Annotated in this window: 22 protein-coding genes; 20 read left to right on the top strand and 2 right to left on the bottom strand. The window is 65.8% G+C overall.

Going from position 1 to position 25331, the window contains the following annotated elements; translation table 11 throughout:
* Nucleotides 1–81: 81 nt before the first annotated feature.
* The 11 genes from K6T56_06010 to K6T56_05960 all read left to right on the top strand — a co-directional run bounded on the left by K6T56_06010 (nucleotide 82) and on the right by K6T56_05960 (nucleotide 8951).
* Complete coding sequence (locus tag K6T56_06010) at nucleotides 82–417, top strand: metalloregulator ArsR/SmtB family transcription factor (GenBank protein ID MCL6555899.1); 336 nt, start codon at nucleotides 82–84, stop codon at nucleotides 415–417.
* Nucleotides 418–513: 96 nt separating this feature from the next.
* On the top strand, nucleotides 514–1557 hold the full coding sequence (locus K6T56_06005; GenBank protein ID MCL6555898.1) for an efflux RND transporter periplasmic adaptor subunit: 1044 nt from the start codon (nucleotides 514–516) through the stop codon (nucleotides 1555–1557).
* A gap of 48 nt (nucleotides 1558–1605) precedes the next feature.
* Nucleotides 1606–4827: an efflux RND transporter permease subunit gene (locus K6T56_06000; protein ID MCL6555897.1), complete on the top strand. Its 3222-nt coding sequence runs from the start codon at nucleotides 1606–1608 to the stop codon at nucleotides 4825–4827.
* 2 nt (nucleotides 4828–4829) lie between these two features.
* Nucleotides 4830–5048: a DUF2892 domain-containing protein gene (locus K6T56_05995; GenBank protein ID MCL6555896.1), complete on the top strand. Its 219-nt coding sequence runs from the start codon at nucleotides 4830–4832 to the stop codon at nucleotides 5046–5048.
* Between the two features lie 26 nt (nucleotides 5049–5074).
* Nucleotides 5075–5479 (top strand): rhodanese-like domain-containing protein, encoded by a 405-nt coding sequence (locus tag K6T56_05990; protein ID MCL6555895.1) that lies wholly within the window; start codon nucleotides 5075–5077, stop codon nucleotides 5477–5479.
* A gap of 2 nt (nucleotides 5480–5481) precedes the next feature.
* The gene (gene grxC, locus K6T56_05985; GenBank protein ID MCL6555894.1) at nucleotides 5482–5739 is read left to right on the top strand and encodes a glutaredoxin 3; all 258 of its coding nucleotides are present in this window, start codon (nucleotides 5482–5484) and stop codon (nucleotides 5737–5739) included.
* A gap of 54 nt (nucleotides 5740–5793) precedes the next feature.
* On the top strand, nucleotides 5794–6246 hold the full coding sequence (secB, locus tag K6T56_05980; GenBank protein ID MCL6555893.1) for a protein-export chaperone SecB: 453 nt from the start codon (nucleotides 5794–5796) through the stop codon (nucleotides 6244–6246).
* Nucleotide 6247: 1 nt separating this feature from the next.
* On the top strand, nucleotides 6248–6688 hold the full coding sequence (locus tag K6T56_05975; protein ID MCL6555892.1) for an SH3 domain-containing protein: 441 nt from the start codon (nucleotides 6248–6250) through the stop codon (nucleotides 6686–6688).
* A gap of 13 nt (nucleotides 6689–6701) precedes the next feature.
* On the top strand, nucleotides 6702–7697 hold the full coding sequence (locus tag K6T56_05970; protein ID MCL6555891.1) for an NAD(P)-dependent glycerol-3-phosphate dehydrogenase: 996 nt from the start codon (nucleotides 6702–6704) through the stop codon (nucleotides 7695–7697).
* Nucleotides 7698–7735: 38 nt separating this feature from the next.
* A complete protein-coding gene (locus tag K6T56_05965; protein MCL6555890.1) occupies nucleotides 7736–7942 on the top strand; it encodes a hypothetical protein in 207 nt (68 codons plus the stop codon).
* A 202-nt stretch (nucleotides 7943–8144) separates the two neighbouring features.
* A complete protein-coding gene (locus K6T56_05960; GenBank protein ID MCL6555889.1) occupies nucleotides 8145–8951 on the top strand; it encodes an NYN domain-containing protein in 807 nt (268 codons plus the stop codon).
* A gap of 18 nt (nucleotides 8952–8969) precedes the next feature.
* Here K6T56_05960 and K6T56_05955 read toward each other — a convergent pair whose 3' ends face one another.
* The gene (locus tag K6T56_05955; GenBank protein ID MCL6555888.1) at nucleotides 8970–10100 is read right to left on the bottom strand and encodes a hypothetical protein; all 1131 of its coding nucleotides are present in this window, start codon (nucleotides 10098–10100) and stop codon (nucleotides 8970–8972) included.
* 183 nt (nucleotides 10101–10283) lie between these two features.
* On the opposite strand from K6T56_05955, the gene K6T56_05950 reads away from it, so the two are divergent.
* Nucleotides 10284–10778: a peroxiredoxin gene (locus K6T56_05950; GenBank protein ID MCL6555887.1), complete on the top strand. Its 495-nt coding sequence runs from the start codon at nucleotides 10284–10286 to the stop codon at nucleotides 10776–10778.
* Between the two features lie 4 nt (nucleotides 10779–10782).
* Here the strand turns inward: K6T56_05950 and K6T56_05945 are convergent, their stop codons facing one another.
* A complete protein-coding gene (locus tag K6T56_05945; protein MCL6555886.1) occupies nucleotides 10783–12159 on the bottom strand; it encodes a cation:proton antiporter in 1377 nt (458 codons plus the stop codon).
* A 145-nt stretch (nucleotides 12160–12304) separates the two neighbouring features.
* Between K6T56_05945 and aceB the strand changes: the two genes are divergently transcribed.
* The 8 genes from aceB to K6T56_05905 all read left to right on the top strand — a co-directional run bounded on the left by aceB (nucleotide 12305) and on the right by K6T56_05905 (nucleotide 25234).
* Nucleotides 12305–13906, top strand: coding sequence for a malate synthase A (gene aceB, locus K6T56_05940; protein MCL6555885.1), 1602 nt, complete (start codon nucleotides 12305–12307; stop codon nucleotides 13904–13906).
* Nucleotides 13907–14080: 174 nt separating this feature from the next.
* On the top strand, nucleotides 14081–16297 hold the full coding sequence (locus tag K6T56_05935) for a hypothetical protein (GenBank protein ID MCL6555884.1): 2217 nt from the start codon (nucleotides 14081–14083) through the stop codon (nucleotides 16295–16297).
* 21 nt (nucleotides 16298–16318) lie between these two features.
* Nucleotides 16319–17626 carry a hypothetical protein gene (locus tag K6T56_05930; protein MCL6555883.1) on the top strand — a complete coding sequence of 436 codons (1308 nt, stop codon included), beginning with the start codon at nucleotides 16319–16321 and terminating at the stop codon, nucleotides 17624–17626.
* 188 nt (nucleotides 17627–17814) lie between these two features.
* The gene (locus tag K6T56_05925; protein MCL6555882.1) at nucleotides 17815–19146 is read left to right on the top strand and encodes an FAD-binding protein; all 1332 of its coding nucleotides are present in this window, start codon (nucleotides 17815–17817) and stop codon (nucleotides 19144–19146) included.
* Nucleotides 19147–19225: 79 nt separating this feature from the next.
* Nucleotides 19226–20287, top strand: coding sequence for a glycolate oxidase subunit GlcE (gene glcE, locus K6T56_05920; protein ID MCL6555881.1), 1062 nt, complete (start codon nucleotides 19226–19228; stop codon nucleotides 20285–20287).
* A gap of 44 nt (nucleotides 20288–20331) precedes the next feature.
* Nucleotides 20332–21561, top strand: a complete 1230-nt coding sequence (gene glcF, locus K6T56_05915) for a glycolate oxidase subunit GlcF (GenBank protein MCL6555880.1) — start codon at nucleotides 20332–20334, stop codon at nucleotides 21559–21561.
* A gap of 84 nt (nucleotides 21562–21645) precedes the next feature.
* On the top strand, nucleotides 21646–24018 hold the full coding sequence (locus K6T56_05910; protein ID MCL6555879.1) for a phosphoketolase family protein: 2373 nt from the start codon (nucleotides 21646–21648) through the stop codon (nucleotides 24016–24018).
* 10 nt (nucleotides 24019–24028) lie between these two features.
* Nucleotides 24029–25234, top strand: a complete 1206-nt coding sequence (locus tag K6T56_05905; protein MCL6555878.1) for an acetate kinase — start codon at nucleotides 24029–24031, stop codon at nucleotides 25232–25234.
* Nucleotides 25235–25331: the final 97 nt, after the last annotated feature.

Genomic DNA, 25331 nt, shown 5'->3' with positions numbered 1-25331 from the left:
TGCCGAGCGAATCGCGGCGCGAGGCGTGAGACACTGGCAGGGCTTGAGGTGGCGCTTTCACTTTCAGCGGAGTCCCATGGCATGACGGCATCGGTACCCTTCGACACGGAACGCGTGGAATTGATCGACAAGGACGAGCACATCGAACAGGCCTCGCGGGCGATGAAGGCCATGTCCCATCCCCTGCGCCTGAAAATCCTCTGTGTGCTCGGCGACCGGGAGCTGCCCGTGCAGGAAATCGTGGATTTGGTGGGCACCTCCCAGAGCAACATCTCCCAGCACCTGGCCATCCTCCGCGACAAGGGGGTGTTGCGTACCCGCAAGGACGCCAACCGCGTCTATTACCGTGTGGGGGACACCCGCACCCTCAAGCTCATCAGCATGATGCGGGATGTGTTTTGCGGCTTTGCGAAGTGACGGAGGGCGGGCCCGGCGACGGGCCCGCAGCTTTCGCGGCAGCGCCCCTTCCGTGAAATATTAGAGTCTGCTAATATAGCCTTTTTGGGAGCGCCCATGGCAAAGCGCCTCTTTCTGGCCCTCTTTTTCCTGCTTTGGCTGCCCGCAGCCCTGGCCGCCCTGCCTTTTCCGGTGGGGCAGGTGGAATTCCGCGAGGTGGACGAAACCTATGCCGCCGAAGGGCTGGTGGAGGCGGTGCGGCAGTCCACTGTCTCCGCCCAGATCACCGGCCGCATCGTCGAGCTCAATTTTGACGTGGGCGATTATGTGCGGCAGGGCCAGGTCATCGCCCGCATCGACGAGAGCGTGGTGGGCGCCCAGGCGGCGGGCAGCGAGGCGCAGGTGGCGCAGGCGCGGGCGCTGTTGGAAAACGCCAAGGCCAACTACGAGCGCGCGCAGCGGCTGTTCGAGCAGAAATTCATCAGCCAGGCGGCGCTGGACAAGGCGCTGGCGGATTACAAGGCCGCCCAGGCGCAGGCCACCGCCGCCCTGGCAGGGGCCGGCGCGGCAGGCGCCACCCGGCGTTTCGCCACCCTGGTGGCGCCCTACAGCGGCGTGGTCTCCGCCCGCCACGTGGAGCTGGGGGAGATGGCCTTGCCAGGCAAGCCCATCATGACCGGCTTCGATCCCAAGGACCTGCGGGTCGAGGTGTCGATCCCGGAATACAAGGTCGGCAGCGTGCGGGCCTTTTCCCGGGCCATAGTGGAGATCCCCGCCATCCGCAAATGGGTGAAGGCGAAAGAGGTCATCATCCTGCCGGTGGCGGATGCCCGCACCCACACCACCCGCGTGCGGCTCCTGCTGCCGCCGGACTCGCGGGAAATCTACCCCGGCATGTTCGCCCGTGCCCATTTCACCGTGGGCCGGGCGAAGAAGCTTCTGCTGCCGACACAGGCGGTGCTGCGCCGCAGCGAGCTCGCCGCTGTTTATGTGGTCGGCGAGCAGGACCGCCTGAGCCTGCGCCAGGTCCGCCTCGGCGAGCCGGTGGGGGAGGGGGCCGTGGAGGTGCTGGCCGGCGTGATGCCGGGGGAGCGGGTGGCCCTCGACCCCATTGGGGCCGGCATTTATCTCAAATCCCAGGCCGCAAAACGCAAGGAGTGAGGGCGCAGGGGTCGCGCAGCGCGTGATTCCATCGCTTCCCTAACGACCATGGGTATTTCCGGACGCATCGCCAGAACCTTCCTCACCTCGCAGCTTACGCCCCTCATCGCGCTGATGGCGGCGCTCATGGGGCTGTTTGCCATCCTGGTCACGCCGCGGGAGGAGGAACCGCAAATCAACGTGACCATGGCCAATGTGTTCATCCCCTTTCCCGGGGCCTCGGCCAAGGACGTGGAGAGCTTGGTGGCAACGCCGGCGGAACAGGTGCTGTCGCAGATTTCCGGCATCGAGCACGTCTATTCGGTTTCGCGGCCGGGGATGGCCATCCTCACCGTGCAGTACAAGGTGGGGGAGGACCGCATCGCCGCCCTAGTGCGCCTCTATGACACCATCCAGGCAAACCGTGACTGGGTCTCCCCCAATCTGGGAGTGGGGGAACCCATCATCAAACCGGTGGGGATCGACGATGTGCCCATCGTCAGTCTCACCCTGTGGACCGACGATCCCCAGCGGGCTGCTTTCGACCTGGCCAAGGTCGCCCACGCCGCCGAAATCGAACTCAAACGCATCCCGGGCACGCGGGAGGTGAAGACCATCGGCGGGCCGGGGCACATGGTGCGGGTGATCATGGATGCCGACCGCATGAATGCGCACCGCGTCTCGGCCCAGGACATCCGCGATGCGCTCAAGCTCAGTAACGCCTCCCAGCCTTCCGGCAGTCTCGTCAGCCAAAACCAGGAAATCCTGGTGCAGACCGGCACTTTCCTCTCCAGCGCCCGCGATGTGAAGAGCCTGGTGGTGGGCGTGCACGACAGCAAGCCGGTCTTCCTCGAGGACGTGGCCACGGTGGTGGATGGCCCGGATCAACCGTCCCGCTATGTGTGGCTGGGCACCGGCCCCGCGGCCGCCGACAAGGGGATCGAGGGACGGGGCGAATTCCCCGCCGTCACCCTCGCCGTGTCGAAAAAACCCGGGGAGAACGCGGTGGACATTGCCGACCGGGTGATTGCGCGCATGGAAAGCCTCAAGGGCACGGTCATTCCGGAAGGGGTGCAGGTGACGGTCACCCGCAACTATGGGCTGACCGCCAACGACAAGTCCAAGCAGCTCATCAAGAAGCTCCTCTTTGCCACCGTCTCGGTGGTCGCCCTGGTGTTCTTCGCCCTCGGCCGCCGCGAGGCGCTGATCGTGGGCGTGGCGGTGCTGCTCACGCTGGCCGCCACCCTTTTCGCTTCCTGGGCCTGGGGTTTCACCCTCAACCGGGTGTCGCTGTTCGCCCTCATTTTCTCCATCGGCATCCTGGTGGACGATGCCATCGTGGTGGTGGAAAACATCCACCGCCGGCGCCTGCTGGAACCGGACAAAAGCCTGCTCGAGGTGATCCCGGAAGCGGTGGACGAAGTGGGTGGACCCACCATTCTCGCCACGCTGACGGTGATTGCCGCTCTCCTGCCCATGGCCTTCGTCACCGGCCTCATGGGGCCGTACATGAGCCCCATCCCCATCAACGCCAGCATCGGCATGCTCATTTCCCTCGCGGTGGCCTTCATCGTCACGCCCTGGCTCACCCTCAAGGTGCTGGGGGCACACGCCCCCGCCTCGCATTCCCCCACACCCGTGGAAGCCCGTTTCACCGCCTGGTTCGAGGCGCGTCTTATGCCCTTCCTCAACGGGGCGGCAGGGGCGCCGCGCCGCCGGATGCTCCTCATTGGCGTTTTGGTGGCCATCGTCCTTTCGGTGTCGCTTGCCGTCTTCAAGCTGGTGATCCTGAAGATGCTGCCCTTCGACAACAAGTCGGAATTCCAGGTGGTGGTGGATATGCCGGTGGGCACGCCGCTGGAGCGGACCGCAGCGGTGCTGCACGACATCGGCGCCTACCTATCCACCGTGCCGGAGGTGACGGATTACCAGGCTTATGTGGGCACCGCCTCCCCCATCAACTTCAACGGCCTGGTGCGCCAGTACTATCTGCGTTCGGGGCCGGAGGTGGGGGACATCCAGGTCAATCTGCAGGACAAGCACCGGCGCAGCCGTAAATCCCACGAGATCGCCACCAGCGTGCACGATGCCATCCAGAAAATCGCCGCCCGCCATGGTGCCACCGTGAAAATCGTCGAGGTGCCGCCGGGGCCGCCGGTGCTCTCGCCCATCGTCGCCGAAGTCTATGGCCCCGATTACGGCGGCCAGATGGCGGTGGCCAAACGGGTGCGCGCCGCCTTCGAGAAAACGCCGGACATCACCAGCATCGACGACAGCGTGGACGAGGATGCGCCCAAGCTGCTTTTGCGCGTGCTGCAGAACAAGGCGGCGCTGATGGGGGTGGCGCAGGAAGACGTGGTGGCGGTAATGAAGATGGGGCTCGCAGGGGAGAACGTCACCCCCATCCATTCCGGTGACAGCAAGTTCGAGATTCCCGTGCGCATCACCCTGCCCCCGGAGCGGCAGCATAACCTGGACGAGCTGTTGAAGCTTGCCGTGCGGGCGCGGGATGGCACCCTGGTGCCCCTGTCGGAGCTGGTGGAGGTGGTGCCCAGTGAACGGGAAAAAATCATCTACCACAAGGACCTGCTGCCCGTGGTCTACGTGGTGGGGGACATGATGGGCCGCATCGACAGCCCCCTCTACGGCCTCTTTGCCATCAAGTCGGCGCTCACCGGGATCAGACTGCCCGAGGGCGGGGAACTTGAGCATTATTTCATCCGCCAGCCCCCTGACCCCTATGCCGGCTATGCAGTGAAATGGGATGGGGAATGGCAGGTCACCTATGAGACCTTCCGCGACATGGGCATCGCCTACGCGGTGGGCCTCATCCTCATCTATCTCCTGGTGGTGGCCCAGTTCGGTTCCTACCTGGTGCCCCTCATCATCATGGCGCCCATTCCCCTTACCATCATCGGTGTCATGCCGGGGCATGCTTTGCTTCAGGCCCAGTTCACCGCCACCTCCATGATCGGCATGATCGCGCTCGCCGGCATCATCGTGCGCAATTCCATTCTGCTGGTGGATTTCGTCAACATGCACGTGGCCCAGGGCATGGATTTGCAGAAGGCGGTCATTCTTTCCGGCGCCACGCGCGCCAAGCCCATCATCCTCACCGGGCTGGCGGCCATGCTGGGCGCCTTCTTCATCCTCGATGATCCCATCTTCAACGGTCTGGCCATCGCCCTCATCTTCGGCGTGTTCGTCTCCACGCTGCTGACGCTGGCGGTCATTCCGGTGTTGTATTACGTCATGCTGTACAGGAAATCCTCATCAGGTAAAGGAGCGTGAAAATGACCATCAATCGCTGGGTACGTGTCATCGCCGGTTTCTTCATCATGCTGTCCCTTTTCCTCGCCCACGCCACCGGCCAGGCGGACCTCAGCCGGGTAAGCTGGCTGTGGTTTACGGCCTTCGTCGGCTTCAACCTGTTCCAGAGCGGTTTCACCCGCTTCTGCCCCATGGATAAAATCCTCAAGGCGCTGGGGGTGAAGGAAGGCGAGTGCGCCTGAACGGGTTTTGACCAAGGACGAGCCAAGTGGAATTCGTGCGCCAGAATCTGCTGCTCATCATCGTCGCGGTGGTGAGCGGCCTCATGTTGATCGTGCCCATGCTGCGGGGCGGGCGCGGCAGGCGGGTGGAGCCCCAGGAGGCCGTGCTCAAGATGAATCATGAAGATGCCATCGTGCTCGACGTGCGCGAGGCGGCAGAGTACGCGCAAGGGCACATCCCTCGGGCGCGGCACATTCCCCTGGGCGAGCTTTCCCGCCGCATCGGTGAGCTGGAGAAGTTCAAGGACAAGCCCATCATCGTCGCCTGCCGCAGCGGCCATCGTTCCGCCGGTGCCTGCGGCATCCTCGCCAAGCATGGTTTTGGCAACGTCTACAACCTCGCTGGCGGCATGATCGCCTGGGAGGCCGCCAACTTGCCCGTGGAGAAATGATCATGGCCAAAGTCATCATGTATTGCACCGCCGTCTGTCCCTATTGCAACATGGCGGAGCGGCTGCTCACCCGCAAAGGGGTGACGCAGATCGAGAAAATCCGCGTCGATCTCGATCCGGCCAGGCGCGAGGAAATGATGGCGCGTACCGGTCGCCGCACGGTGCCGCAAATCTACATCGGCGACTATCACGTGGGTGGGTTCGACGACCTTTCCGCCCTCGACCAGGAAGGCAAGCTGGACGCGCTGCTCGCCGGATGAAAGCCTTGGGCGGGGCCTCGTGTACAATTGCCCCATTTTCGGAAGGGAGCATCCATGAGCGAGCAGCAGCCCGTCTTCACCATCGAGAAGATCTACCTCAAGGATCTCTCGGTGGAAGTCCCCCATGCACCGGCCATCTTCCTCGAGCGTGAGGCGCCGAAGGTGGAGGTCAATCTCAATACCGAGGGCGGCTCCATCGGTGAGGACATCTATCAGGTGCTGCTCACCGTCACCGTCTCGGCCTCCGTCGGCGAGCGCACCCTGTTCCTGGTGGAAGCCGCTCAAGGCGGCATTTTCCGCATCGCCGGCGTGCCGGCCGAGCAGATGGAGCTCGTGCTTTCCATCACCTGTCCCAACCTGCTTTTCCCCTACGTGCGGGAAACGGTGTCGGACGCGGTCAGTCGCGCGGGCTTCCTGCCCCTTTATCTCAACCCGGTCAACTTTGAGGCCCTCTACGCCCAGCGCATGCAGCAGGCGGTCGCGGCGCAGGGCGCCCAACCCAACTGACATGGGGCTTCGGCGCGGGCTCTTCATCGCCCTTGCCGCCGTGGCGCTGCCGGCCGGCGCCCTGGAGTACCGGTCGGTGGCGGTGGAGGCGGCCATTCTCTACGATGCGCCCTCCACCAAGGCGCGCCGCATCGCCATTCTCTCCCGCTATTACCCGGTGGAGGTGGTGGTCACCCTGGACAAGTGGCTGAAGGTGCGCGATGCCACCGGGGCGCTCGCCTGGGTGGAGGCGGCGAGGCTCACCGAGCGGCGCATGGTCCTCGTCACCGCGCCGGAGGTGGAGGTGCGCCAGGCGCCCGCCGCCGATGCACCCGTCGTCTTCCGCGCGGAAAAGGATGTGGCGCTGGAGCTCGTCGAATTCGCCGGCCAGGGCTGGTTGCGGGTGCGCCACCGGGATGGCCAGTCCGGCTACCTCCGCATCGATCAGGTGTGGGGGGCGTGAAGAGGGCTGACCGATGAGGATCGCCATCATCGGTGCGGGGGCGTGGGGTACGGCGCTCGCCCTCACCCTTTGCCGCAGTCATGAAATCACCCTGTGGGCGCGCGACCCGGCGCATGTGGCGGAGATGGCCCGCACACGCCGCAATGCGCGCCATCTGCCGGGTTTCGAGCTGCCGCCCTCGGTTCGCCTGGAAGCGGCCCTCGACCGGGCCATCGACGGCGCCGGGCTGGTGCTGGTGGCCGTGCCCACGGCGGGCTTCCGCGCCACCCTGCGCCAGCTTACCGCCTGTGATATCCGCGTCCCGGTGATCTGGGCGGCCAAGGGTTTCGAGCCTGAGACCGCCAAGCTGCTGCACGAAGTGGCGGAGGAGGAATTGCCGGGGGCCCTGGAACGGGGTGTTTTGTCCGGTCCCAGTTTTGCCCACGAAGTGGCACAGGGGTTGCCCTGCGCCCTCACCTTCGCCGCGCGGGAAGGGGATTTTGCCCGCCATGTCGCGGTGACCCTCAACCACAACCGCATGCGCGTCTATTCCAGTACCGACGTGATCGGCGTCGAGTTGGGGGGAGCGGTGAAGAATGTCATGGCCATCGCGGCAGGCATCTCGGATGGCATGGGGTTCGGCCACAACGCCCGCGCCGCCCTCATCACGCGGGGGCTCGCCGAAATGACGCGGCTGGGGTTGTGTCTCGGCGGCCGTCTGGAAACCTTCATGGGGCTTACCGGCGTGGGCGATCTCATCCTCACCTGCACCGGTGACCTCTCCCGCAACCGCACCGTGGGCAAGGAACTCGCGCGGGGCCGCAGCCTGCCCGACATCCTGCGCGGGCTTACGGCCACCGCGGAGGGCGTGCACACCTGTGCCGAAGTGCTGAAAAAGGCGCGGGCGCTGGGCATCGAAATGCCCATCACCCAGGAGGTGTATCGCGTCATGTTCGAGGGGCTGTCACCGCGGCAGGCGGTGGAGGACCTCCTTTCCCGCGAGCCCAAAGCGGAGTATCGTTCCGCCTGAAGGCGCGCCGGCAAGGGGTTTGCGCCGAGGAGGGTGCCATGAGCCGATTCGAATTTTCCATTCGCACCCGCGGTGGTCAGCGGGTGGATCGTATCGTCATCCAGGCCCAGGACCGGGAAGCGGCGGAGCGGCGTCTGCGGCAGATGTATCTGCATTGCGAAATCCTGGACTGTCGCGAAAGTCCCGTGGACCGGCGCCAGGAAAGCCTGGACGTGGAAGGCATCATCAATCTCATCACCCGCTGAAACGATGGCCTGCAACGCTGTGATTGCCGGCCCCCCGAGCTCGCCAGTGAAATCTGCGTGGGGTGCCTGCTGCGGCCGGTCCTCCCCCGTTTGCGGTGGCGGGAGCCGTCCAATCATCCCCGGCTTCGCCTTCCCCGCGGGTGATGCGCAGCCCCACTGACGCGGCGCGTCGTTTTTCTTCCCGTTCTTTCTCGGAGCAGTCATGGCCGGACAGCCGGAAATCACCAACATGGCGTTGTTTTGCGACTTCGAAAACATCGCGCTGGGCGTGCGCGACGCCAAATATCCCCAGTTCGACATCCGCAAGGTGCTGGAACGTCTGCTGCTCAAGGGCAGCATCGTCGTGAAAAAGGCCTATTGCGACTGGGAGCGGTACAAGGAATTCAAGAGCCCCATGCACGAGGCGGCCTTTGAGCTGGTGGAGATTCCCCACCTGCGCCAATCGGGCAAGAATTCGGCCGACATCCGCATGGTGGTGGATGCCCTCGACCTCTGTTACACCAAGCCGCACCTGGACACCTTCGTCATCATGAGCGGCGATTCGGATTTCTCGCCCCTCGTTTCCAAGCTGCGGGAGAACAACAAGTACGTCATCGGCATCGGCGTCAAGGCCGCCACCTCCGACCTGCTGGCGGCCAACTGCGACGAGTTCATCTTCTATGACGACCTGGTGCGGGAGCAGGAGGCGAAGAAAAAGAAAAGCCGTGCCAAGACGCCGAAGACGGCGGCCAGCCCGAGCGGCGGCAAAAGCGAAGAGGAACGCCGGCAAGAAGCGTTGGATTTCCTCGTGGAGACCGTCGAGGCCCTCATCGCCGAGCGGGGTGGGGAGGAAAAGCTGTGGGGGTCGCTGGTCAAGCAGACCATGAAGCGGCGCAAACCCGGCTTCAACGAAGCCTTTTACGGCTATCGCTCCTTCGGTGAGATGGTGGAGGATGCCCAGGCGCGCAAGCTCCTTTCCGCCACCCGCGACGAAAAGACCGGCCAGTACATGCTGCGCCTGCCCGGCTGAGCCTTGCCGCGGCGGGGCTTAAGCGCGCTGGGGCAGTTGCCGCAGAAGCCGCACCTGGGCCAGGATGGGATCGAAGACCGGGGAAAGTTTGCTGCGCAGCAGCGCATTCACGGCGGTGGTGCGGCGCAGCACGTTGTAGGCCACCCACTCGTTGATGCCGGCCAGGGTGAGCATGGCCAGCATTTCCCCATGCAGCCCGGGCACCGCCGCCACCAGCTCGGCAATGGCCGGGACTTCTCCGCTGCTGAGGAGACGCTGCGCCCGCTGCTCCACTTCCTCCACCGTGCACGGCCTGTCCTGAAGGTGGGCAATGCCGCCGAAATAGGCACCAATGCTGTTGAGCAGGGCACTCACGATCTCATGGGTGCCGGGCCGTTCCATCGCCTCCTCCAGGGCGGCGAGGAAACTCTGGCCGCGGCTGGCAAGCAGCCGGTCGAGCTGCTCCGCGTACGGGTTGCCGGCGGCAATCAGGGGCTGAAGCTTGGCCGTCTGCGTCTCGTAATCGCAGCGGGCCGGGCGGGTCACGGGCAGGCGGTCGGGACGCTGTTCGAGAAAGCCGATGTAGTAGGCCCCGTGCTGCTTGCCCCGCGCCCACAGTTTCTTCTGCGCCGCCTCGTCCACCAGATCGAACCAGAGCAGGGTGCGCACCGTGTCCATGATGGCCACCACGTCGTCCTCAAAGGGAAGATGCTCCACGAGGAATTCGGCCAGGATGGGCCCCATGCTGCCGCGGGCAACCGCTTCCTTTTCCAGCATGCGGCGCGCGTTCTCGATGGTGGGCATGGCCCACCAGGCACGGCGGGCGAGCTCGTCGGTGAGGCCCGGGGCGTGCACCACCGCCACCACGGCCTCCGGCTCGCCCAGTTTCAGAAGCGGCGCCAGATTCTCGTCCCGCATCTGACCCATGCGCGTCCAGCGGCGCAGATAGACGGGGTAACCCTCCGGGGATTCCAGCGCATGCTCGGCCAGGGTCTGCTTGACGAGCTTGAGGTAGGCCTCCTCGCGGGTGTTGGGATGGAGCTTGACCTTGGCTTCGCCCTTTTCCGTGAGGGCATGGACGGTCATGGTCGAGGCATCGATGCGCACCGCCTGCACGCCGGCAGCCAGCAACACGTTGAGGCAAAAGGCGTCTTCCTGTGAAAGTTCCATGGCGGCCTCGGTCGGGACAAGGGGAAATTATACTGTGCCCAAAAGAGGCAAAGCCCGCGCCGCCGCCGCAGTTTTTGCCCCGGCGGCAGCCTGTTACCATGAAATGCGCAAAGCGCTTCCTTCCCCCCTTGGGGGAGGGCAGGGGTGAGAACAAAGAGCGACGAAAACTGCGAGGAGACAAACATGATCCAGCCGGGAGAAAGCCTACCCGATGCGACCCTTTTCGAAATGACCGCCGAAGGACCGAAGCCGGTAGAGATCGGGGCGCTCACCCGTGGCCGGCGGGTGGTGATCTTCGGCCTGCCCGGTGCCTTCACCCCCACCTGTTCCGCCAAGCACCTGCCGGGTTACGTCTCGGCGGCCGAGCGGCTGAAGGCCAAGGGCATCGATGAAATCCTCTGTGTCTCGGTGAATGACGCCTTCGTCATGGGCGCCTGGGGGCGGGAGCAGGGGGCGGAGGGCAAGGTACGCCTCCTTGCCGACGGCAATGCCGATTTCTGTCAGGCCCTGGGCCTCACCCTCGATCTGCGGGAGCGCGGCATGGGCATCCGCTGCCAGCGCTTTTCCATGCTGGTGGAGGATGGGGTGGTGAAGACGCTCAACGTGGAGGCGCCGGGCAAGTTCGAGGTGAGCGACGCCGAGACCATGCTGGCCCAGGTGGAGCGACTGCCGGGCTGAGCCCTCAGGTCTGCCGCTGCTGCTGGCGGCGGATGAGGAAGGAGAGAATCATGGGCGTGGCCAGGGTGGTGAGCATGACCATGATGACGACCACCGAAAATTCCTCCGGCGTCACCACGTCGAGCTGACGGCCCACCACGGCGAAAATCAGACCCACTTCTCCCCGCGGGGCCATGCCCCACCCCACCAGCCAGCGGTTGACCCGCCCCGCCACCAGGCCGGAGACCAGCTTGCCGGCAAAGGCGATGGCGGTCACCGCGAGCGCCACCAGCAGTGTGTGCAGGTTGGCGAGCGTGGTGAGATCCACCTGCATGCCCGTGTAAACGAAAAAGAGGGGCACGAAGAGGTTGGCCACCGGCGCGGTAAGGGACTCCAGGTGGCGGTGGGCGTGTCTTTCCAGGACCCGTGTCACCGCCTGCCGGGTCTCCTGTGGTGCCCCGTCGAGGGCGGCACGCACCTCGGGTATCACCTCCATCTCGTCGTAATCCTTGAACATCACCTCATCCAGCACCAGGCCGGCGGCGAAGGCGCCGACGATGGGGGCCAGGCCGATGACGCCAGCAAGCCACGCCATCACTAGACAGACACTGATGGCCACGGCGAATTTCATGCCCACGCCGGTGTGGATGCGGGCAAAGCCGCGGCTCAACAGCGGGGCCAGGCGCTGGCCGATGATCACTGCGCCCAGAAGGAACAGGGTCGCCTTGAGCACGATCACGGCCACACCACCGAGACTTACGCTGCCGGTGGTGACGATGGCGGAGACCACGGCGAGGATGACAAGCCCGATGACATCATCGATCACGGCCGCGCCGAGGACGATCTGCGCCTCGGCCGATCTGAGCGCATTCATGTCCTTGAAGACGCGGGCGGTGACGCCGACGCTGGTGGCGGTGAGGGTTGCGCCCAGAAACAGGTGGCCATTGAAGCCCATGTCGGGAAAGAGGAAGGGACCCAGTGCCACCCCCAGGGCGAAGGGAGCCACCACGCCGACGCAGGCCACCAGGAAGGCACGCCAGCCCACCTTGCGCATGGTGTGGACGTCGGATTCCAGGCCGATCTGGAAGAGGAGGATGATCACGCCGAATTCGGCGAGGAAGCGGATCACCTCGTCTTTCCGCGCCGCTTCCAGGCCGGTGATGCCCACCAGGGCAAGGTTCCCCAGCAGGATGCCGGCCAGCAGTTCCCCCACCACCGCCGGCTGACCGAAGCGTTCGACGAGGCTTGCCACCTTCGCGCCCATGAGGAGGAGCGCGATCCAGGCGAGGTGCACTGCCGTGGCGCTGCCACCGGCGGCGAGCGCGGTGTGGGGAAGCAGCGAAGCGAGGGCCACCAACAGGGCAAGCTTGCGGCCGGGGCGGTGCAGAGGAAGGCTCGACATGGCTTTGGCGCAAAAAAATGGCGCCATTATAACGGCCCGCCGCCCTTTGCCTATATTGGAAAGAGGGAAGCTTTCCGGTGGGGTGCGAGCCCCCAGGCTTTGCCGCGGGAAGACAGTGGGCGGCCCTTGTGGCGCAGGAGGCAGGATGCAACAGGCAACCCCCTTGGGCATCGAAGTGAGCGAGGCACGGGCAAGGCCCTATGGCGACATCCTCACGCCGCGGGCGCTTGCCTTTGTCGAGGCATTGCACCGGCGCTTCGAGGGCCGGCGCCAGGCCCTGCTTGTGGCACGCAAGGCGCGGCAGGCGCGCTTCGATGCCGGCGAGGACCCGGATTTCCTTGCCGACACCCGCCAGCTGCGGGAGGCGTCCTGGACGGTGGAGCCGCTGCCGGAGTGGCTTGCCGACCGGCGGGTGGAAATCACGGGGCCGGCGGGGGATCGCAAGATGGTGATCAACGCCCTCAATTCCGGCGCCCGGGTTTTCATGGCCGACTTCGAGGATGCGCTGTCCCCCACCTGGACCAATGTCATGCAGGGACAGGTCAATCTGCGCGATGCCGTGGCCGGTACCCTCCACTACGTGAGCCCGGAGGGGCGGGAATACCGGCTCGTGAGTGAGCCGGCCATTCTTTTCATGCGGCCGCGTGGCTTACATCTGCCGGAAAAACACGTCACCGTGGACGGTGTGCCGGTTGCCGCCAGTCTCTTCGATTTCGGGCTCTATTGTTTCCACAACGCGCAGCCCCTGCTGGCTCAGGGACGCACGCCGTGCTTCTACCTGCCCAAACTGGAAAGCCATGAGGAGGCGCAACTGTGGCGTGATGTCTTCATCTTCAGCGAAGATTGGCTGGGGCTCCCCCGCGGCGCCATCAAGGCCACTGTGCTCATCGAAACCCTGCCGGCGGCCTTCGAGATGGACGAGATTCTTCACGCGCTGCGGGAACATTCCGCCGGGCTCAACTGCGGCCGCTGGGATTATCTGTTCAGCGTGATCAAGAAATACCGGCACCGCGCCGGTTTCATCCTCGCCGACCGCGCCCTGCTGACGATGATGACGCCGTTCATGCGGGCGTATTCCCTGCTCACCATCAAGACCTGTCACCGCCGGGGGGCGCACGCCATGGGCGGCATGGCGGCACAGATTCCCATCCGCGATGATCCCGAGGCCAACGAGGCGGCGCTGGCGAAAGTGCGCCACGACAAGGAGCGGGAAGCCATCGACGGCCATGATGGCACCTGGGTGGCCCACCCGGGGCTGGTGCCGGTGGCGCGGGCGGTGTTCGACCGTCTCATGCCGCAACCCAACCAGATTCGCCGCCAGCGCGATGATGTGGACATCACCGCCGGCGACCTCCTCGCCTTCGCACCCCAGGGACCCATCACCCGCGCGGGTGTCCTCACCAATCTGGAGGTGCCCATCCACTACATGGGGGCGTGGCTTGCGGGTCAGGGCGCGGTGCCCATCCACCACCTCATGGAGGACGCCGCCACCGCAGAAATCTCCCGTGCCCAACTCTGGCACTGGATTCGCAGTCCCCTGGGGCGTTTCCAGGACGGCACCAAAATCACCCTCGACCTGGTGGACGCCCTGCTACCCGAAGCCCTCGCCCGCATCCGCCGCGAGCTGGGGGAGGAGCGCTTTGTCGCCGGCCGCTTCGACCTTGCGGCAAGGCTCTATCGCGAATTGCTCGCGGACGATCAGTTCGAGGAATTCCTCACCCTGCGGCTTTACCCCCATCTCGACTGAGGCGTCATTTCCAGGAAAACGCCCTGCCGCCTGCCCCTTCGGCGAGGGAGGGGCCCGTTTCGTTCTTGGCGATGGCTGCGGCCTGCCTGCGTTGACTTTCTGCGGCGGGCTGTTATCATTTTCACAAAGCGAAGCCGCATTCCGCATTGTGAAATCATCTCCGGGAGATCTGCCATGGCGAAGCGCCACGACACCTCAGCCGACACCCTTCCCGCCTTTTGCGAGGGCATCCAGTATTTCGCCGACAGCCTGCCCGGCCTCGACCAGTATGGGGATGCGCCGGTGCTGGGCGAGGGGGTGCCGGGCATCACCGACCCCAATGATCCCCGGGCGGTGTACCAGACCCTGCTTGCCGCCGATGCGCTCCGTTATCTCACCCTGCAGGTGACGGGTGCCAAATCCTCCGGTCATCCCGGGGGCTTCGCCAGTTCCGCCGAGGCCTATGCGGCGATGGTGATGCTGGGGCACACCAACATCGTCACCGAGGTGGGCCACCACGCCCCCGGTTTCTACAGTGCCATGTTCCTCGACACTTCCCTGGAGGAGATGGGCATTCGCACGGTCGCCGACATGCGTGCCCGTTTCCGCGAGATGCATGGGCTACTGGGGCATCTGTCCGGTGCCATCCCCGGCCTGCTGGCGCCCGCGGGTCCCCTGGGACAAGGCCAGCATTTCGCCCTGGCCGGCGCGTATCTCCATCGGGACAAGCTCTTTCCCGTCACCATCGGCGATGGCGGTCTGGGTGAGCCCTACATCATGAGTGCCTTCCAGCACTTCAACACGGCTTATCCCGAGATCACCAATTTCCTGCCCATCCTCATCTGGAACGGCTATTCCCAGGAACACCACAGCATGTGTTCCACCTGGGAGAACGAACGCATGCTGGACTACTGGCACGCCCATGGCTTCCGCCACGTGTATCTGGTCAACGCCAAGGATTTCGACGATGCCAACCAGCCGGGCGAATTCGTGGACAGCACCAAATTCTCCTGGCAGCGCCGGCTGGAGTTCGTCGGTTTTCTCCTGCGCGCGGCGAAGGTGGCGGCGGATTACGCCTTGCACGGCGAGATGACGGCCCTCATCGTCAAGCAGTTGAAGGGCGCCGGGGTGCATGCCCTCGGGGCCAAGTCCCACAATCTCTATGCCCACCACACCCTGGAAAGCGAGGACGTGAAGACCGCGCTCAAACGGCGCGCGCTGCCTCCCCGCGCCTGGTGGCTGGTGCGGGAAAACTTCCGTCATGCCGGTGGCGGGCCGGCGGTGAAGACCGTCGTCACCGAGTTCGAGCTGGAACTGCCGCCCCTGGGTGCGCTGCCTTTGAGCGAGACACCGCCGGGCAGCGGGAACAAGGTGCCTACCACCGCCTTTGGCGAGCTGGTGGCCGCGGTGGGGAAGCGGGACCCCAAGTTCATCGTCACCAATGCCGACGGCAACGAAGCTTCCGGCATGGCCAATATCAACAAGGCCCTCATCATCCGCCATCCGGTGCAGGATGACCTCTATTTCCAGGGGCCCACCGGTCAGGTCTACGAACCCCTCAACGAGGATGCCTGCGCTGGTCTGGCGGTGGGCGTGGCGCTCTTCGGGGGCCGTGCCCTGTGGTGCTCCTACGAATCCTTCGCCATCAACGGCCTGCCCATCTGGCAGACGGTGACCCAGGCCATGGCGGAGCTGCGGCGCAAAACCCCGGCTGCCATCGCCCTCTTCACCGCCGGCGCCCTGGAGCAGGGCCGCAACGGTTGGACCCACCAGCGGCCGGAGATCGAGGCCTATTTCGCCGCCATGATGCGCAACGGCAACGTCTATCCCCTCTTCCCGGTGGATGCCAACATGATCCAGGTCTGTTACGAGTGGGCCCTGGCGCAGTACAACAAGGGCATCGTCATCACCGCCTCCAAATCCCCGCTGCCGGTGCGCACCACCCTGGCGCAGGGCAGGCAGGCGGTGGAAGAAGGTGCCATCGTGCTCCACGAGACCCGGGGCCGCGGCATGGTGGTGTTCGCCGTGGCCGGCGACATGGTGCTGCTGCCGGTCTTCGAGGCGGCCCTGCAGCTGAAAGAGCAGGGGGTGGGTTGCCGCATCGTCGCCGTCGTCAATCCGAGGCGGTTGTACCGGCCCCAGGACGTGGCCTGGGAAACGGTGGCGCAACCCGACGGGACCTTCCTCAGCCGGGAACGTTTCGACGAGATGTTCCACGGCGATGTCCTCCTCGGTGTCTCCGGCGGTCCCGGCGGCATGCTGGAGCCGGTGCTGCTGCGCAGCGCCGCCCTGATGCGTGACGTATACTGCTGGAAACGGGGAGAGACCGCCGCCAGCCCCAACGAGCTTCTCGACTTCAACGGGCTGACGGCGCAGGCCCTGGTGAAGCGGGCGCTGGAGCTTCTGGGTTAGGCGCGAGGGGCGCGGACATTCATGCAACCGAAAATCATCGTTCTCGACGACGATCCCACCGGCTCGCAGACGGTGCACAGTTGCCTTTTGCTCACCCGCTGGGATGGGGACACGCTGCGGTTGGGGCTCGAGGATGCCTCGCCCATCTTCTTCATCCTCACCAACACCCGCGCCATGGACGCCGAACAGGCCGCGGAAGTGACCTGGGAGGTCTGTCACAACCTCAAGGAGGCGCTGGTGGGTTTCGACCGGCCGGTGCTCTACGTCTCCCGCTCCGACTCCACCCTGCGCGGCCACTATCCGGTGGAAACCGACGTCATGGCCAAGGTCCTCGGGCCCTTCGACGCCCATTTCCTGATTCCCGCCTTCTTCGAGGGGGGACGTTTCACCGTGCGCGGCATCCACTACGTGCGCATCGGCGACAAGGCGGTTCCCGCCCACGAGACCGAGTTCGCCAAAGATTCCGTGTTCGGCTACCAGCACAGCTATCTGCCGGCCTACGTGGAGGAAAAGACCCATGGCCGCATCCGAGCCGACGAGGTGGTGCATTTCGCCCTCGAGGAAATCCGCAGCGGCGCCACCTATGACAAGCTGATGTCCCTTTCCGACAATGCGTGCTGCGTCGTGGATGCGGAACGGCAGCAGGACCTCGACATGTTCGCCGACGAGGTCCTCGCCGCAGTGGAGCACGGCAAGCGCTTCCTCTTCCGCAGCGCGGCCAGTTGGCTCACGGCGCTTGCGCGGCTGCCGCCGCAGCCGGTCCCCCCCGAGCGCATGGGCCAGTACGTGAAGGAAGGCCGGCCGGGCATCGTGGTGGTGGGTTCCCACGTGAAAAAAACCACCGAACAGCTCGAGCGCCTTCTGCGGGAGCCGGGCATCGTGCCGGTGGAGGTGGATGTGACCCGGCTGCCGGAGGCGGCGGAATCCCTCCTCGAGGAGGTCGTCTCCCGGGTGCTGGCCGCCCATGGCAAGGGTGAGACGCCGGTGGTCTATACCTCGCGGGTGGAACGGCATTTCCCGGATACCGCGGCGCGTCTCCGTTTCGGCGAGGAGGTTTCGGATTTCCTCATGAGCGTGGTGCATCGTCTGCCGCCGACCATCGGCTTCATCATCAGCAAGGGAGGCATCACCTCCAACGACATGCTCGCCAAGGGGCTTGAACTTGCCGCCGCGCGCATCGTCGGCCAGATTCTGCCCGGCTGTTCGGTGGTGCTGACACCCCCGGATCATCCGCGCCTGGCGGGCATCCCGGTGGTGATCTTCCCCGGCAACGTGGGCGACGAGCAGGCTTTGGTGACGGTGTACAATCGCCTGCGAAAGCCCTGTTGACCGCGGCGCACGGAAGTTTTCCGGTATTCCGCCGTGTTGCCGCCTCCTTCGTGGTGTAGGCCCCTTTGAAATCCGACCGCATCCACAAGCGCCTGCGTGCCCTCCTTTCCCCCGATGCCCTCCTCACGGAGCGGGAGGAGCTTGCGCCCTACGAGACCGATGGTCTCACCGCCTTCCGCCGCCTGCCCATGCTGGTGGCCCTGCCGGAAAACGAAGCGCAGGTTCAGGCGATCCTGCGCGCCTGTTACGAAGAGGGCGTGCCGGTGGTGGCGCGGGGCGCGGGGACGGGACTGTCCGGCGGGGCGCTGCCCCATGAGGAGGGGGTCCTGCTGTCGCTTGCGCGCTTGAACCGCATCCTTCACATCGACCCCCTGGCGCGCACGGCGCGGGTGCAGCCTGGCGTGCGCAATCTCGCCATTTCCGAAGCGGCGCGCCCCTACGGACTCTATTACGCCCCCGATCCCTCCAGCCAGATCGCCTGTTCCATCGGTGGCAACGTGGCGGAAAACTCGGGCGGTGTGCACTGCCTCAAGTATGGGCTCACCGTCCACAACATCCTCGCCCTGCGGGCCATCACCATCGAAGGCGAGGTGCTGACCATCGGCGCCGCGGCGCTTGACGCGCCCGGCTATGATTTCCTGGCCCTGCTCACCGGCAGCGAGGGCATGCTCGCGGTGGTCACGGAGGTCACGGTGAAGCTTCTGCCCCGCCCCCAGCGGGCGCAGGTCATCATGGCCGGCTTCGACGACGTGGCCCGGGCGGGAGCGGCGGTGGGGGCCATCATCGCCGCCGGCATCGTCCCCGCTGGCCTGGAAATGATGGACCGGCCGGCCATCCATGCCGCCGAGGCCTTCGTCCATGCGGGCTATCCCCTGGATGTGGAGGCCATCCTTCTGTGTGAGCTGGATGGCACGGAAGCGGAGGTGGCGGAGGAAATGGAGAAGGTGCGAGCGCTGCTTGGGGCCTCCGGTGCCACCCGGCTGCGGGTGGCGGCGGACGAGGCGGAACGGGCGCGGCTGTGGGCGGGACGCAAGGCCGCCTTCCCCGCCGTCGGCCGCATCTCCCCCGATTACTACTGCATGGATGGCACCATTCCCCGCAAGCGCCTGCCGGAGGTGCTGGCGCGCATCGCCGAATTGTCGCGGGAGTACGGCCTGGCGGTGGCCAATGTCTTCCATGCCGGGGATGGCAACCTGCATCCCCTCATCCTCTACGACGCCAACCGGCCGGGGGAACTGGAACGGGCGGAGGCCTTCGGCGGCAAAATTCTGGAAGTCTGTGTCGAGGCCGGCGGTACCATCACCGGTGAGCACGGCGTGGGCGTGGAAAAGATCGATCAGATGTGTGTGCAGTTCAGGCCGAAGGAGCTCTCGATCTTCCATGGCATCAAAGAGGCCTGGGACGCCAAGGGCCTCCTCAACCCGGGCAAGGCGGTGCCCACCCTGCACCGCTGCGCGGAATTCGGCGCCATGCATGTGCACGGCGGCAGGCTGCGCCATCCGGACATTCCGAGGTTTTGAAGGGCGATTTCACCGCGGCGCACACGCGGAACGGGGGTTGAGCGCGTGTACGCGGCGGAGTCCCTGGAAAAGGCTTTTTGTGGACACGAACGAGCTGCGGGAACAATTCGCCGAGGCCATCCGCCAGGCCGGAAGCCGCCGGCGACCGGTGCGCATCCGCGGCTCGGGAAGCAAGGATTTCTACGGCGGGCCGCCGCGGGGCGAGGTGCTGGATACCAGTCGCTTCACCGGGGTGGTGGATTACGCGCCGGAAGAGCTGGTGATCACCGCGCGGGCGGGCACACCCCTTGCGGAAATCGAAGCGGTGCTCGCGGCGGAAAACCAGATGCTGCCCTTCGAGCCGCCCCATTTCGGTCCCCGTGCCACCCTGGGCGGCTGCGTGGCCAGCGGGCTATCCGGCCCGCGGCGGCCCTACACCGGGGCCGTGCGGGATTTCGTGCTGGGCGTGGTGCTCATGGACGGCCGGGGGGATGTCCTGCGCTTTGGCGGGCAGGTGATGAAAAACGTTGCCGGCTACGACGTTTCCCGTCTGGTGACGGGCGCCTTGGGCACCCTGGGCCTGATTCTCGAAGTCTCCCTTAAGGTGCTGCCGCGGCCGGCGGCGGAGCTCACCCTGCAACTGGAAATGAATGAGAGCGAGGCGGTCAGCCGGATGAACCGCTGGGCGGGCGAACCGCTGCCCCTTTCCGCCACCTGTTACCACGACCACGTGCTGAGTGTGCGACTGTCGGGCGCGGAGGCCGCGGTGCGCGCCGCGCGCCAACGTCTGGGCGGCCAGGTGCTTTCGGCGGGGGAGGAATTCTGGCGGGGCATCCGCGAACACACCGCCAATTTTTTCCGCGATCCCCGCCCCTTGTGGCGGGTGAGCCTGCCCTCCACCGCCGCCTTCGACGTGCCGGGGCGACAGCTCGTGGAATGGGGCGGGGCGCTTCGTTGGCTGTTCACCGACGAAGGCGCGCCAGCCGTGCGGGCGGCGGCGCGGGCGGCCGGCGGTCATGCCACCCTGTTCCGTTCCGAACGCAAGGACGTGCCCGTCTTTGAGCCCCTGCCCCCGGCTCTGCTGGCTCTGCACCGGCGGGTCAAACAGGTGTTCGATCCCCAGGGGATTTTCAACCCGGGCCGGCTGTATCCGGACTTCTGACGATGCCGCCTTGCGCCTTGTTGGGCTATCCCCACTGAACCGCCATGCAGACGAATCTCGCCGATTTCATTCGCGATACGCCGGAAGGCCGGGAGGCCGACCGCATTCTGCGCACCTGTGTGCATTGCGGTTTCTGCCTTGCCACCTGCCCCACCTATCAGCTCCTCGGCGATGAGCTGGACAGTCCGCGCGGGCGCATCTACCTCATGAAGCAGATGCTGGAGGGCGCAGCCGCCACGGAAAAAACCCTCACCCATCTGGACCGCTGTCTCACCTGCCGCGCCTGTGAGACCACCTGTCCTTCCGGTGTGGAATACGGTCGGCTGCTGGATATCGGGCGCACGCTAGCGGAGGAAAAAATCGGCCGCAGTCTGCAAGGGCGCGTCAGGCGCTGGCTTTTGCGCACCACCCTTGTCGATGCCCGCCGTGTCTCCTTGCTGCTCGGCCTCGGCCGTCTGGTGCGGCCGTTTCTGCCTGGACGGCTTGCGCGCCAGGTGATCAGCCCCAAACCTGCCGGAGACTGGCCGCCTCCCCGCCATGGGCGGCGCATGCTGGTGCTGGCGGGCTGTGTGCAGCCGGCCGCCGCCCCCGGCATCAACGCCGCCGCTGCCCGTGTGCTGGACCGCCTGGGCATCAGCCTCATCGTGGCTTCGGAGGCGGGATGCTGTGGGGCGTTGCCGCTGCACACCGGCGGGCGGGAGGAGGCCCTTGCCGCCATGCGCCGCAACATCGATGCCTGGCTTCCCCATCTGGAGGCGGGGGTGGAGGCCATCGTCATGACGGCGAGCGGCTGCGGCGTGACGGTGCGGGAATATGCCCATCACCTGCGCACCTGCCCGGAATATGGCGAGAAGGCGCGGCGCATCGCCGAACACACCCGCGACATTGCGGAAGTGGTGTGGGCGGAAAGGACCCGCTTGGCCGGGCTGCTCGCGGCTACGCGGCGCAAACCGCCGCCGGTGGCGGTGCACACCCCCTGCACCCTGCAGCATGGGCAGAAACTCAACGGCCTCATCGAGCGCATCCTGGAGCTTGCCGGCATTCCCCTTACGCCCACGCCCGATGCGCATCTCTGTTGCGGTTCGGCGGGTACCTATTCGCTGCTGCAGCGGAACCTCTCCCAGCGGCTTCTTGCCAACAAGGTCGCCGCCTTGACGAGCGGAGGGCCGGCGCGCATCGTCACCGCCAACATCGGGTGTCTGCTGCACCTGCAAAGCGGCACCACGCTTCCGGTGAGCCATTGGGTGGAGCTTTTGGACGAGCTTCTGGCCTGAAGCGCCGGCGCCGGTTATCCTGCAGACGTCATCTTCGCGTCGCAAAGGCGATGCAGACTGTCGCCCAACCTGGGAGTTTCCCTCATGCAGCTTCCCCCCTTTGACCCCCCCAGCGAGGCCGAACTCGAGCGGCTTGACGCCTACTGGCGGGCTTGCAATTACCTCGCCGCCGGCATGATCTATCTGCGGGACAATCCCCTGTTGCGCGAACCGCTGCGGCCGGAGCACGTCAAGGCGCGGCTTCTCGGTCACTGGGGGTCGAGCCCCGGCCTTGCCTTCATGTATGTGCACCTCAACCGGCTCATCGTCAAATACGACCTCAACGTCATCTTCCTCGCCGGCCCTGGACACGGTGCGCCGGGTGTCCTGGCGCCGGTCTATCTGGAGGGCACCTATTCCGAGCTCCATACCGACTGCACCCAGGACGAGGAGGGGTTGCGGCGCCTTTTTCGCGCCTTTTCCTTTCCGGGGGGTGTGGGCAGTCATTGCACGCCGGAACTGCCGGGCTCCATCCATGAAGGGGGCGAGTTGGGCTACAGCCTCGCCCATGCCTTCGGCGCCGCCTTCGACAACCCGGACCTGCTGGTGGCGGTGGCGGTAGGGGATGGGGAGGCGGAAACCGGGCCGCTCGCCACCGCCTGGCATGGCAACAAATTCCTCAATCCCCAGCGGGATGGCGCGGTGCTGCCCATCCTGCATCTCAACGGATACAAGATCAACAACCCCACCGTGCTCGCCCGCCTGCCCCGCGAGGAACTCACTCTCCTCCTCAGAGGCTATGGCTTAACGCCCCATTTCGTCGAAGGCGACGAACCCATGGCCATGCATCGCGCCATGGCCGAGACCCTGGAACGCTGTGTGCTGGAGATTCGCGCCATCCAGAACGAGGCGAGGCGCCGCAACAGGGTAACGCGGCCCGCCTGGCCCATGGTGGTGCTGGTCAGCCCCAAAGGCTGGACCGGCCCCCGGGAAGTAGACGGGCATCGGGTGGAAGGATCCTGGCGCGCCCATCAGGTGCCCCTCACCCAGGTGCGGGAAAATCCTGCCCGGCTTGCCGCGCTGGAAGCGTGGCTCAAGAGCTACCGCCCGGAGGAGCTGTTCGATGCAAAGGGACGCCTCGATCCCAGGCTTGCTGCGCTCGCCCCGCGGGGGGAGCGGCGCATGAGCGCCAACCCCCACGCCAATGGTGGCCGGCTGCGCCGCGTTTTGCGGCTGCCGGAGGTGCGCGACTACGCGGTGAAGGTGCCGGCGCCGGGCGCGGTGCGGGCGGAGACGACGCGCCCCCTGGGGGCGTTCCTGCGGGATGTGCTGCGCAAAAACCCCGACAACTTCCGCATCTTCGGTCCCGACGAGACCACCTCCAACCGCCTCGACGCCGTGTACGAGGCGGCGAAGAAGATGTGGCTGGAACTGCGGCCGGAGGATGCGGACGGTGGCGAGCTGGCTGCCGATGGCCGGGTCATGGAGGTGCTCTCCGAGCATACCCTGGAGGGCTGGCTGGAAGGTTATCTGCTCACCGGGCGCCATGGTTTCCTCTCCACCTACGAGGCGTTCGCCCACGTCATCGATTCCATGTTCAACCAGCACGCCAAGTGGCTGGAGATCGCCGCCGACATTCCCTGGCGGTCGCCCATCTCCTCCCTCAACCTGCTCATCACTTCCACCGTCTGGCGGCAGGACCACAACGGCTTCACCCATCAGGATCCGGGCTTCCTCGATGTGGTGGTGACCAAGAGCCCCCGCGTGGTGCGCATCTATCTGCCGCCGGATGCCAACTGCCTGCTGGCCGTGGCGAATCACTGTCTTGCCACCACCAACCGCATCAACGTCATCGTCGCCGACAAGCAGAACCATCTGCAGTATCTGGACATGGAAAGCGCCTTGCGTCACTGTGCCCAGGGCATCGGTATCTGGGAGTGGGCAAGCACCGACGCCGGGGCCGAGCCGGACGTGGTCATGGCCGCCTGCGGCGACATTCCCACCCAGGAGGCGCTGGCCGCCACCGCCCTGCTGCGGCAATATTTCCCCGATCTGCGCATCCGCTTCGTCAATGTGGTGGACCTCTTCACTCTCACCCCCAACACGGAACATCCCCATGGTCTGAGCGACCGCGACTTCGACAGCCTGTTCACCCGGGACAAGCCCATCATCTTCAACTTCCACGGTTATCCCTGGCTCATCCATCGGCTGGCCTACCGCCGCACCAATCACCGCAACCTGCACGTGCGCGGCTACAAGGAGAAGGGAAGCATCAACACACCGCTGGAACTGGCCATGCTCAATGAAATCGATCGCTTCAGCCTGGTGGTGGATGTCATCGACCGCGTGCCGCGCCTGACCGTGATCGGCGCCCACGTCAAACAGCAGATGCGCAATCTCCAGTTCACCTACCGGCAGCACGCCTTGGAACACGGCGTGGACCCGCCGGAAATCGCCGACTGGCACTGGCCGGGGTGAAGGGGGCACGATGATGGATGGGGCCATCCTCGTCCTCAACTGCGGCAGCTCCTCCCTCAAGTACCGCCTGTTCGATGTGGCCACCGATGCCTTGCTGGCGGAGGGCATCATCGAACGCATCGGCGAGGCCGCCCCCTGCCACCACCACACCCGCTACAACGTCGGCGGCGTGAGTTCCCGCTTAAGCCGCGGCGTCGTCGCCCCCAGCCACCGCGAGGCCTTCAACCACATGCGGGAAGCTCTGGATGCGGGCACGCACCATCGCCTCCTTGCCATCGGCCATCGGGTGGTGCACGGCGGCGAGGACTTCCACGGTGCTGTGCCCATCGACGCCGAGGTGGAGGCGCGCATCGAGGCGTTGGCGGTGCTCGCTCCGCTGCACAATCCGGCCAACCTCGTTGGCATCCGGCTTGCCCGCCAGACCTGGCCGGAGGTGCCGCAGGTGGCGGCCTTCGACACCGCGTTCCACCACACCCTGCCGGAACGGGCCTTCCGCTATGCCGTCCCGGATGCCTGGTATGGGCAGCACCAGGTGCGGCGTTATGGCTTCCACGGTCTGTCCCACGAGTACGTGGCGCAACGCGCCGCCGCGTATCTGGGCAAGCCCCTTGGGGAACTCAACCTCATCACCCTGCACCTGGGCAACGGGGCGTCCGCCTGTGCCATCCAGGGTGGGCGATCGGTGGACACCTCCATGGGATTCACCCCCCTCGAGGGTCTGGTGATGGGGACCCGCAGCGGCGATCTGGACCCCGCCGTGCCCCTGCACATGGAGCGGGTGAGTGGTCTTGGCTGGGCCGGCCTCGATCATGCCCTCAATCACGAATGCGGCCTCAAGGGACTCGCGGGCGTCAATGACATGCGGGAAATCCTTGCCCGCGCGGCAGACGGGGATGCCGCCGCCCGGCTCGCCCTCGAGGTGTACACCTATCGCATCCGCAAATACATCGGGGCCTACCTGGCCGTGCTGGGCCGCGTCGATGCCCTGGTCTTCACCGCCGGTGTGGGGGAAAACGCGCCGCGGGTGCGCAGCCTGGCCTGTGCGGGACTGGAGGGCCTGGGCATTGCCCTCGACGAGGCGGCCAACACGGCCCCCCTGGGGGAGGTGGCGGAAATCCAGCAAGCCGGCCAGCCCGTGCGGGTGCTGGTCATCCGCACCAACGAGGAACTGCACATTGCGCGGCAGGTCGGGTTGTGGGTGACGGGGAAGGGGTGACGGGCAGCGGGCGTCAGGGGTCAGGGGTCAGGGAACGCCGCGTGCCTCTGCGCTTCTCCGTCTCCTTCGTGGTTTGCCCAAATCGCTTTCGGGGTTT

This window comes from Burkholderiales bacterium (assembly GCA_023511995.1).
In the GTDB taxonomy this organism is placed as follows: domain Bacteria; phylum Pseudomonadota; class Gammaproteobacteria; order Burkholderiales; family Thiobacteraceae; genus Thiobacter.
The sequence above is the reverse complement of the archived record's forward strand: the minus strand, read 5'-3'. Positions and strand labels throughout refer to the sequence as shown.

Bases quoted from the DNA above. Each gene is read 5' to 3' on its own strand.
- K6T56_05960 (MCL6555889.1), top strand. From the start codon at position 8,145: ATGGCCGGACAGCCGGAAATCACCAACATGGCGTTGTTTTGCGACTTC.
- K6T56_06010 (MCL6555899.1), top strand. From the start codon at position 82: ATGACGGCATCGGTACCCTTCGACACGGAACGCGTGGAATTGATCGAC.
- grxC (MCL6555894.1), top strand. From the start codon at position 5,482: ATGGCCAAAGTCATCATGTATTGCACCGCCGTCTGTCCCTATTGCAAC.
- K6T56_05950 (MCL6555887.1), top strand. From the start codon at position 10,284: ATGATCCAGCCGGGAGAAAGCCTACCCGATGCGACCCTTTTCGAAATG.
- K6T56_05945 (MCL6555886.1), bottom strand. From the start codon at position 12,159: ATGTCGAGCCTTCCTCTGCACCGCCCCGGCCGCAAGCTTGCCCTGTTG.
- K6T56_05905 (MCL6555878.1), top strand. From the start codon at position 24,029: ATGATGGATGGGGCCATCCTCGTCCTCAACTGCGGCAGCTCCTCCCTC.
- aceB (MCL6555885.1), top strand. From the start codon at position 12,305: ATGCAACAGGCAACCCCCTTGGGCATCGAAGTGAGCGAGGCACGGGCA.
- K6T56_05995 (MCL6555896.1), top strand. From the start codon at position 4,830: ATGACCATCAATCGCTGGGTACGTGTCATCGCCGGTTTCTTCATCATG.
- K6T56_05955 (MCL6555888.1), bottom strand. From the start codon at position 10,100: ATGGAACTTTCACAGGAAGACGCCTTTTGCCTCAACGTGTTGCTGGCT.
- K6T56_05935 (MCL6555884.1), top strand. From the start codon at position 14,081: ATGGCGAAGCGCCACGACACCTCAGCCGACACCCTTCCCGCCTTTTGC.
- secB (MCL6555893.1), top strand. From the start codon at position 5,794: ATGAGCGAGCAGCAGCCCGTCTTCACCATCGAGAAGATCTACCTCAAG.
- K6T56_05965 (MCL6555890.1), top strand. From the start codon at position 7,736: ATGAGCCGATTCGAATTTTCCATTCGCACCCGCGGTGGTCAGCGGGTG.
- K6T56_06005 (MCL6555898.1), top strand. From the start codon at position 514: ATGGCAAAGCGCCTCTTTCTGGCCCTCTTTTTCCTGCTTTGGCTGCCC.
- K6T56_05975 (MCL6555892.1), top strand. From the start codon at position 6,248: ATGGGGCTTCGGCGCGGGCTCTTCATCGCCCTTGCCGCCGTGGCGCTG.
- K6T56_06000 (MCL6555897.1), top strand. From the start codon at position 1,606: ATGGGTATTTCCGGACGCATCGCCAGAACCTTCCTCACCTCGCAGCTT.
- glcF (MCL6555880.1), top strand. From the start codon at position 20,332: ATGCAGACGAATCTCGCCGATTTCATTCGCGATACGCCGGAAGGCCGG.
- K6T56_05970 (MCL6555891.1), top strand. From the start codon at position 6,702: ATGAGGATCGCCATCATCGGTGCGGGGGCGTGGGGTACGGCGCTCGCC.
- K6T56_05910 (MCL6555879.1), top strand. From the start codon at position 21,646: ATGCAGCTTCCCCCCTTTGACCCCCCCAGCGAGGCCGAACTCGAGCGG.
- K6T56_05930 (MCL6555883.1), top strand. From the start codon at position 16,319: ATGCAACCGAAAATCATCGTTCTCGACGACGATCCCACCGGCTCGCAG.
- K6T56_05925 (MCL6555882.1), top strand. From the start codon at position 17,815: ATGCTGGTGGCCCTGCCGGAAAACGAAGCGCAGGTTCAGGCGATCCTG.